Genomic DNA, 2416 nt, shown 5'->3' with positions numbered 1-2416 from the left:
GGGCAACGTGCTCGCCGGGACGTCGTGCGAGGTCTCGTTCCAGTGCTTGAGCAACGTGCGTTCGTCCTCGGCAAGGACGTCGATTTCGCCGACGGGGATCGCCGGATCGGCGGCCACCTGGTCAAGGACCCTCACCAGCCGTCGAGCGAAAGACTCGGCGGTGGCGTGGTCGAAGAGGTCGGCACTGTACTCGATGGCGCCGGAGATGGCGTCATCGTTCTCCAGGAACCCGAACTCGAGGTCGAACTTGGCGACACCCTGCGCGAAGTCCTCCTGTTCCGCACGAAGGCCGGGCAGCTTCAGCCCGTCCTCGGCTTCGGGCAGGTACACCACCATCACCTGGAACAGCGGATGCCTGGCCAGCGAACGTTCCGGGTTGACGGCGTCGACCAGGCGCTCGAAGGGCAGCTCCTGATGTTCGAAGGCGGCGAGGTCGGTCGCGCGCACCCGCGCGAGCAGTTCGCCGAACGCCGGCTCGCCGGACAGGTCGGTGCGCAGCACGAGCGAGTTCACGAAGAAGCCGATCAGCGGCTCCAGCCGTTCGTCGACGCGGCCGGAACTCGGGGCGCCGAGCGGGATGTCGTCCCCGGCGCCGAGCCGGTGCAGCAGTGCCGCGACCGCGGCCTGCGCGAGCATGAACATGCTGACGTCGTGCCGCTGGGCCACCGCACGCAGCCGTGCGGTGAGCGCGGCGTCGATCGGGAAGGTGACGAGACCACCGCGATGGCTCGATTCGGCCGGACGCCGCCGGTCCGCGGGCAGCGGCAGTTCGTCCGGCAGATCCGCCAGCGCTTCCTGCCAGAACCGGAGATGCCCGGAGGCCGTCGAATCGAGCAGTTCACGTTGCCACAGGGCGTAGTCCGCGTACTGGACCGCCAGCTCTGTCCACTGTGGAGTGTTTCCGGCGAGACGCGCCTCGTACGCGGTGGCGAGGTCGGCCAGGAGCGGCCCCTGCGACCACTCGTCCGTCGCCACATGGTGGATCACCAGCAGCAGGACGTGTTCCCGCGGTGACACGGTGAAGACCGTGACCCGGATCGGGAGTTCCTCGTCGAGAGCGAATCCGCGACCGGCTTCGGCGGCCAACTGCGCGGAAAGGTCGCCCGCGTCCGCGAAACGGACCTCCGGACGCGCGTCGGCCAGGATGCGCTGCGCCGCGACGCCGCCTTCTTCGACGAACAACGTCCGGAGCAGTTCGTGCCGCTCGACGAGGTCGCCGATCGCCGCACTCAGCGCCTCCGCGTCCAGCTCGCCGTGCAGCCGCCAGGCGAGCGGGATGTTGTAGGTGGGGGTGACCCCTTCGAGCCGGTAAAGGAACCACAACCGCTGCTGGGCGGGCGAAAGCGGCAGCAGCTCCGGCCGGTTCCCCGCACTCAGTACCGGCTGGGCCGACGGTTCCGCGAGCCGTTCGGCCAGTGCCGCGACCGTCGGCGCGTCGAAGACGTCACGGACCGACACCGTGGCGTCCAGACTCGCCGAGATCCGGCTGACCAGGCGCATCACCAGCAGCGAATGCCCACCGAGGGCGAAGAACCCGTCGTCGATCCCGACCCGTTCGACGCCGAGCACGTCGGCGAACAACCCGCACAGCGCCTCTTCCCGCGCGTTCCTCGGCTCGCGGCCTTCGGCGGTCGCGAACTCGGGGGCGGGCAGGGCTTTGCGGTCGAGTTTGCCGTTCGGGGTCAGCGGGATCTCGTCGAGCACGACGAACGCCGACGGCACCATGTGGTCCGGCAGCTTCGCGGCCACCGCTTCCCTCAGCCCGTCGACCGAACCGACGACGTACGCCACCAGCCGGTCTTCACGCGCGACGACCACCGCGCGCGTGACGGACTCCGACGCGGTCAGCGCCGCCTCGACCTCGCCGAGTTCGACCCGGAAGCCGCGGATCTTGACCTGATCGTCCACGCGGCCCAGGAACTCCAGCACACCGTCGTCCGACCAGCGCGCGAGGTCCCCGGTGCGGTACATGCGCTCCCCCGCGACGAACGGGTTCGCCACGAACCGTTCCGCGGTCAGCCCAGGCCGAGCCAGATACCCGCGAGCGAGCTGAACACCGGCGAGGTAGAGCTCACCGGGGACGCCCGGCGGGACCGGGTTCAGCCGCGCGTCCAGCACATACGTCCGCGTGTTCCACACCGGACGTCCGATCGGGACGGTCGGCGTCGTCTCGGCACCGGCCCGCCAAGCGGTCACGTCGACGGACGCTTCGGTCGGGCCGTACAGGTTGTACAGCGGGACGTCCACGCGGGCCGCCAGGTCCGACGGTAGTGCCTCACCACTGCAGATCACGCGGCGGAGGCCGGTGCACTCCGCTGTCTCCAGGAAGAGCGCGAGCATCGACGGGACGAAGTGGACGGTGGTGATCCCGGCCGTGCGGATCAGCTCGGCGAGATACGCCGGGTCCTTGTGCCCC

General features: G+C 69.9%; 1 protein-coding gene. It reads right to left on the bottom strand.

Translation table 11 applies throughout. The features are described 5' to 3' along the window. Positions 1 to 2416 (bottom strand): condensation domain-containing protein (locus AB8M46_RS39930; protein ID WP_394363512.1); only part of this gene is annotated, 2416 nt, incomplete at both ends.

This window comes from Amycolatopsis sp. SB7-3 (assembly GCF_041021335.1).
Classification (GTDB): Bacteria; Actinomycetota; Actinomycetes; order Mycobacteriales; family Pseudonocardiaceae; genus Amycolatopsis; species Amycolatopsis japonica.
The sequence above is the reverse complement of the archived record's forward strand: the minus strand, read 5'-3'. Positions and strand labels throughout refer to the sequence as shown.